Here is a 13,895-nt window from a genome sequence, read left to right on the forward strand (position 1 = left end):
GCTATATGAAAGTGACCTGGGAATCGGGCGATGCCTATGAGCTCTACATGGGCCGCTGGAGCCGGCTCGTCGCCAAACCCTTCCTCGACTGGCTGAACCCGGCGCCGGGGCTGCGCTGGCTGGATGTCGGCTGCGGTACCGGCCCGCTGAGCGATATCATCCTCAACCACTACAAGCCGGCCGAGCTGTATGCCGTGGACCAGTCCGAGAGCTTCATCAAGTCCGCGCAGATGCGCCTGCGCCAGGGCATCCAGCTGCGGGTCGGCGAGGCCACGGCCCTGCCGGTGGACGACGCTGCCGTCGATATCACCGTCTCCGGACTGCTGCTCAACATCCCGCCGGACCCCGACCGGGTGCTGCGGGAGATGGTGCGGGTCACCGCAGATAGCGGCAGCGTCGCCGCCTATGTCTGGGACTACGCCGGCAGCATGGAGATGCTGAATTACTTCTGGGATGCGGCGGTGGAACTCAACCTGATGGCCGAGGTGATGCACGAGGGCAAGCGCTTTGCCGACTGCAACAAACCGGTGCTGCGCCAGCTGTTCAGCGACGCCGGCCTTGCCGACATCGCCCTCACCTCGTTCGAGATCACCCAGGAGTTCCCCGACTTCGAGCAGTTCTGGGGACCGTTCCAGGCCGGCCAGGGCACCGCTCCGACCTATCTGCTGCAACAACCAGAGACCGACCAGGCGGCCCTGCGCGAACTCCTGAGGGAGCGCCTGCCCACCGCCAGCGACGGCTCCATCCGACTGCGCGCGCGCGCCTGGGCGATCAAGGGACGGGTCGAGAAGCCGCTCGCCACCCCAGACGATGCCGCAATTGATTGATCAGCGGCTGTACCGGGAAACTGCTGGCCGGGGCGATTCACTGCTATTATTTCACCATACGGCAACCATTCCGGCGGCAGGCGACCTGGCTGGCGGACAGGACAACGACGGATGCGCATGCCCAGACTGCTTTTGATCCCCCTGCTGATGCTGCTCAGCGCCTGCGGCGGCATGGCGCCAGCCCCGCAACGCGGCAGCGCCATGCCGGCACCGGCAACCGTCCGGTCGGGGGAACTGGAGCAGGCGCTGCTGGCCAGCCTCTACCGGCAACATGCGGCGTGGCGAGGAACGCCGTACCGCATCGGCGGCCAGGACCGCGACGGCATCGACTGTTCCGGTTTCGTCCAGCTGACCTACCGGTCCCGGCTGGGGGTGGCACTGCCACGCACCACCGGGCAGCAGGCCGTCAGCGGCCAGCCGGTGCGCCAGTCCGAGCTGAGCACTGGTGACCTGGTGTTTTTCCGGATCGACGGCACCACGCAGCATGTCGGCATCTACCTGGAACAGAACCGCTTTCTGCACGCGTCGAAAAGCCGCGGCGTCATGATCTCCGCGCTGGACAGCCCTTACTGGCAGTCGGTGTACTGGACATCCAGACGGGTCCTGTAACCGCTGTTCCTGGCCGATGCCGCCGTGGTCGCGGCGCATCGTGCAACCACAGACCCACGGTTTATACGCGTTATGAGCACATTGATATTCATTGGCACCACGGCCCCGCTGGACAGCGAAACCAGCAGCGCCATCGACAAGCAGCTGATCAGCGGCCCACGGCACTGCGGCCGGGAGGGTCTGGAGGGGGACCGGCAGCAGGACCGGCGCCATCACGGTGGCGTGGAGCGCGCCCTGCACTATTATCCCGGGGAACATTACGTCTACTGGGAGGAGTTCTGGCAGGCCATGGCGCTGCCGCCACCGGCCAGCCGCTTGCTTCCCGGCGCCTTCGGCGAGAACTTGTCCGATACCGGGCTAACCGAGGAGCAGGTCAACATCGGCGACGTCTTCACCCTGGGAGAAGCGGTACTGCAGGTCAGTCAGCCCCGCTCGCCCTGCTACAAGCTGAATCTCCGCTTCGGCTATCCCCAGCTGTCACTGTTGGTACAGGCCTCGGGCCGCACCGGCTGGCTGTACCGGGTGCTGCAGGAGGGCACGGTAACCCCGGACGACACCCTGAAACTGCACGAACTCTCCACCTCCAACCTGTCGGTACGCACCTGCCTGGACATCCTCTACAACCGGCCTTTCTGCCATGAAGACCTGGAACTATTGGCGGAACACAAGACACTTTCGCTGGGATGGAAACGCCACGCTGCCGACCGCCTGGAGAGCGGTCAGCCGGAGCGCTGGGTCCGGCGGCTGTTCAAGCGCTAGTAAGTCCGACAGACTCCTGGGCTTCGAGCAGCGGGGTGACCGAGCGGATCCAGCTGCACAGCTCGCAAGAGCAACTGGCGGTCTCGTGATCCTGCCGTTTCAATTGGTGGGTGACGTACTCATAGCCAAACTGCAGCAGCCGCACCAGTTCAATGGTGGAGGCCTTCCCGAGCGCCGGACCGGCCAGGTACTCGCCGTAGCACTGACACTCGAGGATATAGAGGCACTCGTTGCACTCCTCCACCTGATCATTGAACCGGTAGTGTTCGGGACAGACACGCCGCTTGATCTCCTGCTCCATCAGCAGGCGGGGAAAACCGAGTGCCGTGATAATCTGCTCGCGCTTCTCCTTGACAAACTCTGACATGGTACCACTCTCCAAAATCCGTCTGTCGACCCCTACCCAGCCACGACCGCACCCATCGCCCACTGAACCTGTTCGACTTGCCAACTATACTTCCGACTGTGCCGGAAACCGGCACTCCCGAAGTGAATCCTAGCACAGGTACCGGAGTATGGGGGTTCCCCCTATACATCCGCCTCGCCAATCGATCGGCAACCGACCACAGGAGAGGGGTTCGCCCATGACGACCTATCACGGCAGCTGCCACTGCGGCGACGTCCGCTTCACCTTTGAGCACGACGAAATCAACAGCGGCCTGCACTGTAACTGCTCCATCTGTATCCGCAAGGGCGCCCTGATGTCCGACTTCATACTCCCCGCCGATCAGCTGCATATCGACGCCAAGCCGGGCTCCCTGGCCCTCTACCGGTTCGGCAGCGGCGTGGCCAAACATTACTTCTGCAAACGCTGCGGCATCTACCCATTCCACGAAACCCTGCGCATGCCCGGTCATTTCCGGCTCAACCTGGGCTGTATCGAAGGGCTCGATCCGCTCAGCATGGCGAGCAAGGTGTTTGACGGCAAGAGTCTGTGAGCCGGGGGATCGGCCGTTGCGTCCCGGGGTAAAGAGACTTAATATCCCTAGGAGTCTGTCGGACTTAACGCTGATCTACTGCGGAAAAGCCGGATTTGGCCATATTTTCCGATCTTTCTTGTTAAATAGGTCCACTATTCGCCTCGAAAGATCGAAAAATCTGGCTCAAATCGGCTTTCCCTCGCTACGATCGGTCAAGCCCGACAGACTCCTAGGATTTGATTCACGGAGCCCGATGCATGGACACTACCAATCCCTACCAGACCCCGGCGGCGACGGTCGAGCCGGCCGATAGCCAGACTTACCAACCGCGTGTTTTTGCCCTCAGCGGGCGTATCGGGCGCCTGCGCTACATCGCCTATGGCACCGGCCTCATGCTGCTGTCCAACCTGCTCTTCGTCTTTCTCGGCGCCCTGTCCGGCATCAGCGGCCCGCTGGGGATACCGTCCGCCGCCGGGGGCTCCGGCCTGTTGATGATCCTGCTCTATCTGTTCCTGTTCGCCATCGCCATCATCTACGCCAAGCGGCGGCTCAACGACCTGAACCGCACCGGCCTGCTCAGCCTGCTGTTCATCGTGCCGGTGGGAAACATTCTGCTGGCCCTCTACCTGCTCTTCGCCAGAGGCACAACGGGCGCCAACCGTTATGGGCCGGAGCCGTGCGGCAATCCCCTCGGGGTAAAGATCCTCGGGCTGCTGATCCCCGTTGTCATGGTGGTCGGCATCCTGTCGGCGATCGCCATACCCGCCTACCAGCAGTACCTGCAACGCGCAGCGGTGATGCAGCAACAATGAACCAGTAAACTTTTGCCCCCTTCCGGCAGTGGAAAAGGGGTGGTCGTGATGGCTCCCAGGCGTCTGTAAGCGGACCCGGCGGGAAAAACAGCGGTCGGGATCAACAGCAAATGACGGAACCCAGCAGATACCAGGTTCCGTCGTTTCGCAAGCTCTCGGATAGAGAAGCCCGGTTTTACCGTCAGGCGGTGGCCGGTGCCTTGCCGACCAGGGCGCCACCCAGCTTGGCCGAGGCATAACCGAAGAGTGCGCCGAGGATCATTGAAGCCGGGACAATCAGCAGGGCATTGCCGAAATTCAACGTAGTCAGGCTTTCCACGGTCAACGCCTGTGGGGTTTGCAGCAGGAAGGCAAAGGTCGATGCATAGCCGTAAACGGAAGCGGGAATGACCGAGAAGGCCGGGATGTGGGCGGCCAGGACCACGACCAGTACGGTAGTCCCCACCACAATCCCTGCCCACACCGGCAGAGTCAGCGCGGCAGCCAGCGGGATCAGGAGAATGACCACCGCCGCGGTCCAGGCGCAAACCACACCGAAGATATTGCCGACGATGGTGTTCTTGAGCGCGGCATCGTCACCGCCGGAATGATAGAAGCAACCCCAGGCGACAAACGCCGCCCAGATCAGTACGGGCCCGCTCCAGGCTGACAAAAATGCCCAGGTGGCAATCCCGCCAAGCAGACTGATGCTGATTGATAACGCAATGAGTAAACTCATACCTAATCCTCCTGTTATATTTGTGATACGCGATTTAAGGGCTCGCGCAGAAATAAGTCCCGGAATGCGGCAATGGGAACAGGGATATAATGTGCGGATTGGGAATTTTTACTGTTGGCAATTAGTTCATTGAACCTAAGTCGAGCCGCAGGCAGGATTAGACTTAGGTCTATTCGACTTTATGCCGATTCGCGACTCCGGCGCGGCGCCCTGTCTTTCACTCCAGCATCACCCGCTTGCGCCCCAGCAGATAAAAACGCAGGTTGAGCAGCAGCGCGGCGGTGGTCAGGCCCACCGCCAATCCACCCCACAGGCCTTGCGGTCCGATGCCCCATTCGACACCGATGATCCAGGCGGTGGGAAAGCCCACACCCCAGTAGGAGAACATGGTGATGAACATGGGCACGGCGGTATCTTTCAGTCCGCGCAGGGCGCCGGAGGCGGAGACCTGCAGGCCATCGGAGAACTGAAACAGGGCCGCAGCAAACAGCAGGGTCATGGCCATCTCGGCAACGGCGGCGTCGCGGGTGTAGAGGGCGACGATCAGCTCCGGAAACAGCAGCAGCAACGTAGCGGAGAGCGCCATGATGCCGCCAGCCATGACAATCCCGACCCGCCCCCGGATCAGCGCCAGCGCATAGTCCCCGGCGCCGGCGGCATGGCCGACCCGGATGGTGATCGCCTGGGCGATGCTCAGCGGCAGCATGAACATCATGGCCGCGTAGTTGAGGGCGATCTGGTGGGCCGCCATCTCCACCTTGCCCAAACGGCCCATGAGGATCGCCACGGCGCTGAACATGCCCACCTCCATGATGATGGAGACGGCAATCGGCAGACCCAGTCTGAGGATGCGCTCGATCTCCTTCGGGCGCGGTCCGGAGAACGCCACAAACAACTCCAGATGCCGGAAGCGTCGGCTGCGCGCGAGATAGCCAAACATCATCAGCGCCCCCAGCCAGAGGCCGATGGCGGTCGACAGCGCCGCCCCGGCGGCCCCCATGGCCGGAAAGCCGAAACCGCCGAACATGAACCCATACATGAACAAGTAGTTGCCCAGAATATTGAGCGGCAACAGCAGCGCCTGCACCAGCATCACCGGCTTGGTGTTGCTCAGCCCCTCGTTCAGATAGCGCGGGGCCAGATAGAGGCAGAGTCCCGGCATGCCCCAGGCACTGATCCGCAGATAGTCGGCGGCCAGGGGGGCGACTTCCGGATCGATCGCCAGCAGCGGCAGTGCCGCCGCCATGCCGTAGGTCAGCGGGACCGCCACAACCCCGACCAGAACGGCTACCCAGAGCCCCTGATGGAACTCGGCGGCGATGGCCCGGTCATTGCCGGCCCCGTTCAGATGCGCCACCAGGGGCGAGATCGCCAGAGTGGCGCCGATACAGGCGAGCAGCATCAGACCCCAGAGCGAGGAGCCGAGGCCGACCGCTGCCAGTGCCGAGGCGCCGAGGCGCCCGGCCATCACCGTGTCGACGAACCCCATCCCCACCTGCAGCAGCTGGGCCACCACCAAGGGCCCCGCCAGCAGCAGGGTGGGGGTGGCCTCGCGTCGCCATAGACTCAAACGTTGCGGCATAGCAAAATCTCAAGACCATTATCCGGGGCAAACGTACCCGTGAGGGTGCTGCTCCGTGAACCGGCTATTCAGCCCGGGGCGGGGCTCGTACAATCAGGTAATTTCAAGCATAACCAGACCGGCATACCGAGGAAAACCGATGCACATCATACCCGCAACCGATCACGATAGCGTCAGGCATCTGCTGCGCTCCGCCGGCTTGCCGAGCGAGGATGTGGGCCTCAATCCGCAGGCCCGCTTCTACCTGATCGAGGTGGATGGCAAGGCCGTCGCCCTGGCCGGAATCGAGTGCCATGGGAACGAGGCCCTGCTGCGCTCCCTGGTGGTGGATCCCGAATACCGGGGCCGGGGGCTGGCGGCCGGATTGGTCCGGCATATCCAGCACGTCGCCACCGGGCAGGGAGCGTCGACGCTCTACCTGTTGACCACCTCGGCCGCCGACTATTTCCGTCGCCTGGGCTTTTACGACGTGGCCCGGGAAGAGACACCGGCGAGCATCCGCCGGACCCGCGAGTTCGCCGACCTCTGCCCCGCGGAGGCCACCATCCTGTGCCGCCGGCTTTAGCGCAGCGTCATCCGACACAGCGCGGAGCGGCTCCGGTTGCCCGCGCTCGACTATGCTTTGAGATAATCACTCCGCTATCAACTATCGCAGACCCTCATGTCCAGACTCGACCAGATCCTTGAACAGATCAAGACCCGGGAGGCCCGCAGCACGGCCCGGCAGCCGTGGCAGCCGTCGCTGTGCGGCGATATCGATATCCGCATCGCCCGTGACGGCACCTGGTATCACGAAGGCAGCCCGATCCGCCGCGAGTCACTGGTGAAACTGTTCGCCTCGGTGTTGCGGCGCGAGGCGGACGGCGAATACTACCTGCTGACCCCGGCCGAGAAGATGCGCATCCGGGTGGACGACGCGCCCTTTGTCGCGGTGCAGCTGGAACGGCTCACGGAGCCCCAACCCAGCCTGCTGTTCACCACCAATCTGGGTGAGCAGATCGTGGCGGATGCGGACCATCCGATCCGCGTGATGTTCGATCCCGCCAGCGGCGAACCGCGCCCCTACATCCATTTCAAGGACAACCTGGAGGCCTTGATCAACCGCGCCGTCTACCTCGACCTGGTGGAGTTCGGCGAGCCGTTCGAGCAGGAGGGCCGCCACCACCTCGGGGTCACCAGCCGGGGGGTCCGTTTTGATCTGGGCTGCATGGAGGAATAACCGACGGATCGGCGGGCGCAGGCCCTGTTGAACCGGTATCATGGGTATCGAATCTAATGACGTTGTACAAAGCCAAAAGAGTCGCTCATGCGCAGTTCCCGGATCACCCACGATTGTCAGTCCACCGGCCTGATCAGCTACTGGATCGGGTGGCTGATGCTGACTATGATGGGCTGGAAGGTGGAGGGGGAGATCCCCCCGGGTAACAAGTTCCTGCTGATCGGCGCCCCCCATACCAGCAACTGGGACTTTCCCGTCGGCATCGCCGCCACCTATGTACTGCGGTTGCGGATCCACTGGGTCGGCAAACACACCCTGTTCCGCCGGCCTTATGGCGGCCTCATGCGCTGGCTGGGCGGGATCCCCGTAGATCGCGGGCACCCGAGCGGCGTCGCCGCACAGCTGGCCCGGCAGCTTCAAGCCGCGGACCGCATGGTGCTGGCGATCACCCCGGACGGCACCCGCAGCCGCCGGGAGTACTGGAAGTCCGGCTTCTACCGCATTGCCCTGGCGGCCGGGGTGCCGTTGCTGTGCGGCTCCCTGGATTACGCCAGCAAGACCGCGCGGATCGGCCTCTGCTTCGTACCGACGGGCGATATAGCGGCCGACATGGCGCGGATCCGCGCCTTTTATGCCGACGTCGCCGGTGCCAACCCGGATAACCACACCCCGATCCGGCTGCGCGAAGAGCTGGAGACTCCGTTGCCCCGGCCGCGCGAGGCGGGATAATGGCATCATTCACCACCACCCAAGGAGCAGACCGATGAGAATACTCCACACCATGCTGCGTACCGGCGACCTGCAGCGCGCGATCGATTTCTATACCCAGATCCTGGGGATGCGACTGCTGCGACAGCAGGATTACCCGGAGGGTGAATTCACCCTCGCCTTTCTCGGCTACGGTGACGAGTCGGCACAGAGCGTCATCGAACTGACCTACAACTGGGGCGTGGACTCTTACGACCTGGGCAACGGCTACGGCCATATCGCCATCGAGGTGGACGACGTCTACCAGGCCACCGAGCAGATCAAGGCGCAGGGCGGCCGGATCCTGCGCGAGGCCGGGCCGATGAACGCCGGCAGCACCATCATCGCCTTTGTCGAAGACCCGGACGGTTACCCCATCGAGCTGATCGGCGCACGTTGAATACGCGTGGTGGATAAGACCGAGGGGCGCATGCCATCCTCAGGTCCGTAAACGGTACATCCATGTACCACTCCTCACCATTGCCGCCGGGTATGCATTCCCACGCAGAGAGACTGTGAAAGTATTCGGGCTGATCAACGCGGCAAAAAAATTGACCGCCTGAGAAGCCCGTAGAGAGGCGATCGCCACCTCGGGAAGGGTTTGGGTACCCCCCTTTTCGCGTCATTTGGCAATTCTTTCACAGTCTCAGAGCGTGGGAACGAGGAGCCGGGACGACCCCCGCACCGGCCCGTAGGGGCAGGCCCCCGTGCCTGCCCTTTTTGCGGATGCCCGGGAACATCGGGCAACCACGAGGGTTGCCCTGCGTCGGATCTGGAGTGACCACCCGCCATACCACTGCCCCCCGGCATGGCTTTGTCCTATACTTGGATGAATAAAAGTCACCACCAAGAGGGCTTGGATGCGACGCGCCATTCTCACCAGTCAACGACTGCTGGCGGTGTTTCTCACCGGCATGCTGCTGCTGTTCTCTCCCATCGTGTCACTGTTCGACCGGCCAGTGTTCTGGTTCGGCATCCCGCTGATCTACCTCTACCTGTTCACTGTCTGGGCCATCCTGATCGCCGCCATGGCCCTGATCATCGGCGGTAAGAAGTGATGCTCGGCGGGCCGCTCATCGTCGTCACCTCGTTTCTCTATCTCGGCCTGCTGTTCGCCATCGCCTACTGGGCCGACCGGCGCGCCGACCAGGGGCGCTCGGTGATCGCCCACCCCACGGTCTATGCCCTCTCGCTGGCGGTCTACTGCACCGCCTGGACCTACTACGGCAGTGTCGGCCGCGCCGTGCAGAGCGGCATCGGCTTCCTGCCCATCTACCTCGGACCCACCCTGGGGGCGGCGCTCTGGGTATTCCTGTTGCTGAAGATGATCCGGGTGAGCAAGTCCCAGCGCATCACCTCGATTGCCGACTTCATATCCTCACGCCACGGCAAGAGCCACCTGCTGGGCGGGCTGGTCACCGTCATCGCCGTGGTCGGCGTGGTGCCCTACATCGCCCTGCAACTGAAGGCGGTCTCCAACAGCTTCACCATCCTCATGCACTACCCGGACATCACCATGCCGGGCAGTGCCACCGCCCTGCCGATCTGGCAGGACACCGCGCTCTATGTGGCGCTGCTGCTGGCGCTGTTCACCATCCTGTTCGGTACCCGCCACCTGGACGCCAGCGAGCGCCACGAGGGACTGGTGGCGGCCATCGCCTTCGAGTCGATTGTAAAACTGGTGGCGCTGACCGCGGTCGGCCTGTTTGTCACCTTCGGCCTCTATGGCGGCTTCGCCGACATCATGCAGCAGGCTCAAGAGGCCGGGCTGCTGCAGTCGATGATGAATGCCACCTCGGTCTCCGACCAGAACTGGTTCACCTTCTCCTTTCTCGCCGCCATGGCGGTAATCCTGCTGCCGCGCCAGTTCCAGGTGGCGGTGGTGGAGAACAGCAGCGAACGCCACATCTCCCGTGCGGTGTGGCTGTTCCCGCTCTACCTGCTGCTGATCAATATCTTTGTCCTGCCGATCGCCCTGGCGGGCCAGCTGGCGTTCCCCGACGGCCGCGTCGATGCCGACACCTTCGTGCTGACCCTGCCGATCGCCCACGGCCAGGAGTTGCTGGCCATGTTCTCCTACCTGGGCGGATTGTCGGCCGCCACCGGCATGGTGATCGTCGAGACCATTGCCCTCTCCACCATGGTCTGCAACGACCTGGTGATGCCGGTACTGCTGCGCCACTGGCGCACCCGCAGCGTGCCGGCCGACCTCACCGCGGTGCTGCTGCGGGTGCGGCGCGGGGCGATCTTCGGCATCCTGCTGCTCGGCTACACCTACTTCCATGTCGCCGGCGAGGCCTACGCCCTGGTCTCCATCGGCCTGATCAGCTTTGCCGCGGTGGCCCAGTTCGCCCCCACCATGATCGGCGGGCTGTACTGGCGTGGCGGGACCCAGGCGGGCGCCCTGGCCGGACTGGGCGCCGGTTTCACGGTCTGGCTCTACACCCTGCTGCTGCCCTCGTTCGCCAAGTCCGGCTGGCTGCCAATGGCGTTTCTGGAGTCGGGTCCCTTCGGCATCCACCTGTTGGCCCCTCAGGCGCTGTTCGGCCTGGAGGGGATGAACGAGATCAGTCACACCCTGTTCTGGAGCCTGACCGCGAACATCGGCGCCTACCTGATGGTCTCCCTGTTGCGGCCGCCCAATGCCGAAGAGACCGCCCAGGCCAGCCTGTTCGTGGATGCCATGAAGTACGACCGCCCGGCCATCGGCCTGTGGCGCGGCAATGCCGAGGTCGCCGAGCTGAAGCGGCTGGCCAGCCGCTTTCTCGGCCGCGACAAGGTCGACACGGCGTTCGCCGAATTCTCCCGGAACCGGGGTACCGGCTATAACCCGGCCCAGCCGGCGGACGCGGAGACGGTGCACTTCGCCGAGACCCTGCTGACCGGCGCCATCGGCAGCGCCTCGGCGCGGGTGATGGTCGCCTCGGTAGCCCAGGAGGAGCCTCTGGGCCTGGAGGAGGTGATGGGTATCCTCGACGAGGCCTCGCGCATCCGCGCCTACAGCAAGGAGCTGGAGCAGAAGTCGCGGGAGCTGGAGGCGGCCACCGCCGAACTGCGCGAGGCCAATACGCGGCTGCAGGAGCTGGACCAGTTGAAGGACGATTTCATGTCCTCGGTCACCCACGAGCTGCGCACCCCCCTCACCTCGATCCGCGCCTTCTCGGAGATGCTGCTCGACGACCCACGGATAAAACTGGATGACCGCATGCGGTTTCTCGGCATTATCGTCGGTGAAACCGAACGCCTGACCCGGCTGGTCAACCAGGTGCTGGATCTGGCACGGATCGAATCGGGGCGCGGCGAGTGGACTACCGGCGAGGTGGATCTGGCGGAACTGATCCGCCAATCCATCGAGACCACCGGCCAGCTGTTCCGCGACAAGGGGGCGGAGGTGGAGACGCGCATCCCGGAGGGCGATTTCCGCGTCTCGGCGGATCGCGACCGGCTGCTGCAGGTGATGCTCAACCTGCTCTCCAACGCGGTCAAGTTTGTCCCCTCCGGCAACGGCCGCATCGCCGTCACCCTGAGCGGTGGCGAGACCGACTTCCTGGTGAGCGTGGCGGACAACGGACCCGGTATCGCCGCCGGGCAGCAGGAGCTGATCTTCGAGAAATTCCAGCGCGGCGACGGCGACAACCTGGCCAACCCCATGGGCACCGGCCTGGGGCTGCCGATCAGCCGCCAGATCATCGAGCACTTCGGCGGCCACCTGTGGGTGGAAAACCAACCCGGAAAGGGTGCTATCTTCTCCTTTAGGATGCCAAAAGGCAGCAGCACGCTGTCGGCAAGCGAGACAGGACCAAGTGATGAGCCAGCATATTCTGATCGTGGATGATGAAAAGAACATCGCCATCTCCGTTGACTACCTGTTGCGACGGGAGGGCTATGAGGTCTCGGTGGCCCATGACGGCGAGGAGGGATTGCGGCGGATCCGCGACGACCGGCCCGACCTGGTGCTGCTCGATATCATGATGCCGAAACTGAACGGTTTCCAGGTGTGCGAGGCGGTGCGCCAGGACCCGGAACTGGCCGGGGTGCGCATCGTCATGCTGACCGCCAAGGGGCGCGACGCGGAGAAGGAGAAGGGGCTGGCGCTGGGAGCCGACGCCTACATCACCAAGCCGTTCGCCACCCGGGAGCTGGTCAGCCAGGTGAAGGCGCTGTTGCAACCGACGACATGAGGAGGCCCACCCATATGGTGCACGACAGCGAGACACGCCTGGAGATGAGCGGCGCCTACAGCCAGGCGGCCGGCCCCGGCTTTGTCGAGGGCCCGCTGCGCCAGCTGGTGCAGCGGCCACCCCTCACCCTGCCCCCCTCCGCCACGGTGCGCGAGGCGCTGGCCGGCCTGAACCAGATGCAGGCCGACACCCTGGTGGTGGTGGATGAGCAGGCGAGCCTGCCGCTCGGCATCGTCACCCTGAACGACCTGGTGTACGCCATCACCCTGGACGGCGGCGGCCTCGATGAGCCGGTTGCCGGGATGATGACGGCCGCCCCCCTGACCCTGCCGGCCGACGCCCCGTCGCACCGGGCCACCGTGCTGATGGCAAAGCGCGGGGTGCGGCATATCGTGCTGCTGGAGGCCGATGGTCGCCTCTGCAACGTCATCTCCCGGGCCGACCTGTTCGGTCTGCGCGGCGGCGGCGCCGATCTGCTGGCCGAGGGCGTCACCGCCGCCATGGATGTGGCGCACATGGCCCACGCCGCCGCCGCCATCCGCCAGCGCGGCGCCGAGCTGTTCAACGGCGGCATGAGCGCCGAGGCCATCTGCCACTGGATGTCGGCCCTCAATGACCTGGTGGTGATGCGCGTCATCGAGCTGATCGAGGATGAGTTCGACCTGCCCGCCGTGCCCTGGTGCTGGATGGTTATGGGCTCCGAGGGGCGGCTGGAGCAGACCTTCGCCACCGACCAGGACAACGGACTGGTATTCCAGGCCGATGACGCCGGCGCCGCCGCCGCGCTGCGCCAGGCGTTCCTGCCCTTCGCCCGGGCCGTCAACAAGGGGCTGGACGCCTGCGGTTTCAGCCTCTGCCGCGGCGGCATCATGGCCGGCAATCCGGCCTGGTGCCTGAGCCTGGACGAGTGGAAGGGGCGGTTCAGCGAATGGATGCACACCCCCGACCCCAAGGCGCTGCTGAACAGCACCATCTTCTTCGATTTCCGCCCGCTGTATGGCCGTTATGAGCTGGTGGATGCACTGCGCAACTGGCTGCTGCCGCAACCCCCGGAGCATCCGCGCTTTCTGCGCGCCATGGCGGAAGAGGCGCTGACCTGCACGCCACCGCTCGGCTGGACCGGCGGCTTTGTCTTTGACGGCGGCGTGGAACACCCCCACAGCATCGACCTGAAATGCTTCGGAGCACGGCCGTTCGTCGACGCGGCGCGGATCTGGAGCCTGATGTACGGGGTCTGGGCCACCAGCACCGGGGACCGCCTGCGGGCGGTGGCGGAACCGCTGCGCCTGTCCGCCGAACAGGTGGCCGGGGAGGTGGAGTCGTTCTACCTGATCCAGCGCTTCCGCTTTCGCCAGCAGCTGCTGGCGGAGGATCCGGACGACACCAACCGCATCAACCCCGATGACCTGAACGAGCTGCATCGGCTGATGCTCAAAGAGGCGTTCAAACAGGCCAAGAAACTGCAGCTGCGGCTGAAACTGCAGCACGGCCTGTAGTCGCGTAGGGTGGCCACGTAGCGTA

At 64.3% G+C, this 13,895-nt stretch carries 16 protein-coding genes; 13 read left to right on the forward strand and 3 right to left on the reverse strand.

The annotated features are described in order from the left end of the window. The first annotated feature begins 5 nt into the window (after positions 1–5). From O9K64_RS13650 to O9K64_RS13660, 3 genes are all read left to right on the forward strand, one after another. Positions 6–827, forward strand: a complete 822-nt coding sequence (locus O9K64_RS13650) for a class I SAM-dependent methyltransferase (protein WP_275098635.1) — start codon at positions 6–8, stop codon at positions 825–827. Positions 828–944: 117 nt separating this feature from the next. Further along, the gene (locus O9K64_RS13655; protein ID WP_275098636.1) at positions 945–1,436 is read left to right on the forward strand and encodes an NlpC/P60 family protein; all 492 of its coding nucleotides are present in this window, start codon (positions 945–947) and stop codon (positions 1,434–1,436) included. Positions 1,437–1,508: 72 nt separating this feature from the next. Further along, complete coding sequence (locus O9K64_RS13660; protein WP_275098637.1) at positions 1,509–2,195, forward strand: MOSC domain-containing protein; 687 nt, start codon at positions 1,509–1,511, stop codon at positions 2,193–2,195. Here the strand turns inward: O9K64_RS13660 and O9K64_RS13665 are convergent. Continuing rightward, positions 2,185–2,562, reverse strand: coding sequence for a hypothetical protein (locus O9K64_RS13665; protein WP_275098638.1), 378 nt, complete (start codon positions 2,560–2,562; stop codon positions 2,185–2,187). The two genes, O9K64_RS13660 and O9K64_RS13665, sit on opposite strands and share 11 nt — an antisense overlap. A 217-nt stretch (positions 2,563–2,779) precedes the next feature. Here O9K64_RS13665 and O9K64_RS13670 point away from each other — a divergent pair, with 217 nt between their 5' ends. Together O9K64_RS13670 and O9K64_RS13675 are read left to right on the forward strand one after the other, a co-directional pair. Continuing rightward, positions 2,780–3,133, forward strand: a complete 354-nt coding sequence (locus O9K64_RS13670) for a GFA family protein (protein ID WP_275098639.1) — start codon at positions 2,780–2,782, stop codon at positions 3,131–3,133. A gap of 239 nt (positions 3,134–3,372) precedes the next feature. Next, a complete protein-coding gene (locus O9K64_RS13675) occupies positions 3,373–3,927 on the forward strand; it encodes a DUF805 domain-containing protein (RefSeq protein WP_275098640.1) in 555 nt (184 codons plus the stop codon). A 181-nt stretch (positions 3,928–4,108) separates the two neighbouring features. Here the strand turns inward: O9K64_RS13675 and O9K64_RS13680 are convergent, their stop codons facing one another. Both O9K64_RS13680 and O9K64_RS13685 read right to left on the reverse strand, forming a co-directional pair. Then, positions 4,109–4,645 (reverse strand): DUF1097 domain-containing protein, encoded by a 537-nt coding sequence (locus O9K64_RS13680; RefSeq protein WP_275098641.1) that lies wholly within the window; start codon positions 4,643–4,645, stop codon positions 4,109–4,111. 217 nt (positions 4,646–4,862) lie between these two features. Beyond that, positions 4,863–6,227, reverse strand: coding sequence for an MATE family efflux transporter (locus tag O9K64_RS13685; protein ID WP_275098642.1), 1,365 nt, complete (start codon positions 6,225–6,227; stop codon positions 4,863–4,865). 139 nt (positions 6,228–6,366) lie between these two features. Here O9K64_RS13685 and arsN2 point away from each other — a divergent pair, with 139 nt between their 5' ends. From arsN2 to O9K64_RS13725, 8 genes are all read left to right on the forward strand, one after another. Further along, positions 6,367–6,792: an arsenic resistance N-acetyltransferase ArsN2 gene (arsN2, locus tag O9K64_RS13690; protein WP_275098643.1), complete on the forward strand. Its 426-nt coding sequence runs from the start codon at positions 6,367–6,369 to the stop codon at positions 6,790–6,792. A 96-nt stretch (positions 6,793–6,888) separates the two neighbouring features. Then, positions 6,889–7,446, forward strand: a complete 558-nt coding sequence (locus O9K64_RS13695; protein WP_275098644.1) for a DUF1285 domain-containing protein — start codon at positions 6,889–6,891, stop codon at positions 7,444–7,446. Positions 7,447–7,533: 87 nt separating this feature from the next. Next, the gene (locus tag O9K64_RS13700) at positions 7,534–8,175 is read left to right on the forward strand and encodes a lysophospholipid acyltransferase family protein (protein ID WP_275098645.1); all 642 of its coding nucleotides are present in this window, start codon (positions 7,534–7,536) and stop codon (positions 8,173–8,175) included. Between the two features lie 34 nt (positions 8,176–8,209). Then, positions 8,210–8,593: a lactoylglutathione lyase gene (gene gloA, locus O9K64_RS13705; protein WP_275098646.1), complete on the forward strand. Its 384-nt coding sequence runs from the start codon at positions 8,210–8,212 to the stop codon at positions 8,591–8,593. A 460-nt stretch (positions 8,594–9,053) separates the two neighbouring features. Further along, positions 9,054–9,251: a hypothetical protein gene (locus O9K64_RS13710; protein ID WP_275098648.1), complete on the forward strand. Its 198-nt coding sequence runs from the start codon at positions 9,054–9,056 to the stop codon at positions 9,249–9,251. Then, a complete protein-coding gene (locus O9K64_RS13715) occupies positions 9,251–12,028 on the forward strand; it encodes a sensor histidine kinase (protein WP_275098649.1) in 2,778 nt (925 codons plus the stop codon). Before O9K64_RS13710 ends, O9K64_RS13715 begins: the two co-directional genes overlap by 1 nt. Beyond that, the gene (locus tag O9K64_RS13720; RefSeq protein WP_275098650.1) at positions 12,000–12,374 is read left to right on the forward strand and encodes a response regulator transcription factor; all 375 of its coding nucleotides are present in this window, start codon (positions 12,000–12,002) and stop codon (positions 12,372–12,374) included. Before O9K64_RS13715 ends, O9K64_RS13720 begins: the two co-directional genes overlap by 29 nt. 14 nt (positions 12,375–12,388) lie before the next feature. Continuing rightward, positions 12,389–13,870 carry a DUF294 nucleotidyltransferase-like domain-containing protein gene (locus O9K64_RS13725; protein ID WP_275098652.1) on the forward strand — a complete coding sequence of 494 codons (1,482 nt, stop codon included), beginning with the start codon at positions 12,389–12,391 and terminating at the stop codon, positions 13,868–13,870. Positions 13,871–13,895 lie beyond the last annotated feature (25 nt).

The organism is Sedimenticola hydrogenitrophicus (assembly GCF_029017505.1).
Classification (GTDB): Bacteria; Pseudomonadota; Gammaproteobacteria; order Chromatiales; family Chromatiaceae; genus Sedimenticola; species Sedimenticola hydrogenitrophicus_A.

What these genes read in the sequence shown, in the direction of transcription:
- O9K64_RS13650 (WP_275098635.1), top strand. Translation starts at nt 6, where the DNA reads ATGAAAGTGACCTGGGAATCGGGCGATGCCTATGAGCTCTACATGGGC.
- O9K64_RS13655 (WP_275098636.1), top strand. Translation starts at nt 945, where the DNA reads ATGCCCAGACTGCTTTTGATCCCCCTGCTGATGCTGCTCAGCGCCTGC.
- O9K64_RS13660 (WP_275098637.1), top strand. Translation starts at nt 1,509, where the DNA reads ATGAGCACATTGATATTCATTGGCACCACGGCCCCGCTGGACAGCGAA.
- O9K64_RS13665 (WP_275098638.1), bottom strand. Translation starts at nt 2,562, where the DNA reads ATGTCAGAGTTTGTCAAGGAGAAGCGCGAGCAGATTATCACGGCACTC.
- O9K64_RS13670 (WP_275098639.1), top strand. Translation starts at nt 2,780, where the DNA reads ATGACGACCTATCACGGCAGCTGCCACTGCGGCGACGTCCGCTTCACC.
- O9K64_RS13675 (WP_275098640.1), top strand. Translation starts at nt 3,373, where the DNA reads ATGGACACTACCAATCCCTACCAGACCCCGGCGGCGACGGTCGAGCCG.
- O9K64_RS13680 (WP_275098641.1), bottom strand. Translation starts at nt 4,645, where the DNA reads ATGAGTTTACTCATTGCGTTATCAATCAGCATCAGTCTGCTTGGCGGG.
- O9K64_RS13685 (WP_275098642.1), bottom strand. Translation starts at nt 6,227, where the DNA reads ATGCCGCAACGTTTGAGTCTATGGCGACGCGAGGCCACCCCCACCCTG.
- arsN2 (WP_275098643.1), top strand. Translation starts at nt 6,367, where the DNA reads ATGCACATCATACCCGCAACCGATCACGATAGCGTCAGGCATCTGCTG.
- O9K64_RS13695 (WP_275098644.1), top strand. Translation starts at nt 6,889, where the DNA reads ATGTCCAGACTCGACCAGATCCTTGAACAGATCAAGACCCGGGAGGCC.
- O9K64_RS13700 (WP_275098645.1), top strand. Translation starts at nt 7,534, where the DNA reads ATGCGCAGTTCCCGGATCACCCACGATTGTCAGTCCACCGGCCTGATC.
- gloA (WP_275098646.1), top strand. Translation starts at nt 8,210, where the DNA reads ATGAGAATACTCCACACCATGCTGCGTACCGGCGACCTGCAGCGCGCG.
- O9K64_RS13710 (WP_275098648.1), top strand. Translation starts at nt 9,054, where the DNA reads ATGCGACGCGCCATTCTCACCAGTCAACGACTGCTGGCGGTGTTTCTC.
- O9K64_RS13715 (WP_275098649.1), top strand. Translation starts at nt 9,251, where the DNA reads ATGCTCGGCGGGCCGCTCATCGTCGTCACCTCGTTTCTCTATCTCGGC.
- O9K64_RS13720 (WP_275098650.1), top strand. Translation starts at nt 12,000, where the DNA reads ATGAGCCAGCATATTCTGATCGTGGATGATGAAAAGAACATCGCCATC.
- O9K64_RS13725 (WP_275098652.1), top strand. Translation starts at nt 12,389, where the DNA reads ATGGTGCACGACAGCGAGACACGCCTGGAGATGAGCGGCGCCTACAGC.